Source organism: Polaromonas sp. P1_G2 (assembly GCF_056405515.1).
Map to the genome: position 1 here is coordinate 1 of NZ_JBFUBY010001606.1, position 378 is coordinate 378.

General features: G+C 54.2%; 1 protein-coding gene. It reads right to left on the reverse strand.

The window, feature by feature from the left end; all coding sequences use genetic code 11:
- The coding region (locus tag AC1D0P_RS31760; protein ID WP_477680361.1) for a polysaccharide biosynthesis protein at window positions 1–216 on the reverse strand (216 nt) is incomplete at its 3' end.
- Between the last annotated feature and the right edge of the window lie 162 nt (window positions 217–378).

Genomic DNA, 378 nt, shown 5'->3' on the forward strand with positions numbered 1-378 from the left:
CCTCAAGGCGTCGTTCACGCTCTGGTATTCGCGGACGTCGCCGATGTAGAACTTGACTTTGTCGTTGTTCAGCGCAATCCGCATATCTTCCTGCTTCTTCTCATCGCGGCTGAAGATCCGGATTTCGGAGAAATCGGAGTCAAGAAACCGCTGAAGCACGGCGTTGCCGAAAGAGCCCGTCCCGCCGGTAATCAGAAGTACTTTATTTTTGAACATGGAAAACTTTCAATATTATTTTTCCGACGCATGCATCACGCGCACCATGCTTTCCCACGAAGGCGCCCGGTAACCCGTCGCCTGGCGGAAGCGCGATGAATCGAGAGACCGGTCTATCACCAGCGCGTCGTCCGGCAGCACATCGATGGCCTTCCCATACTG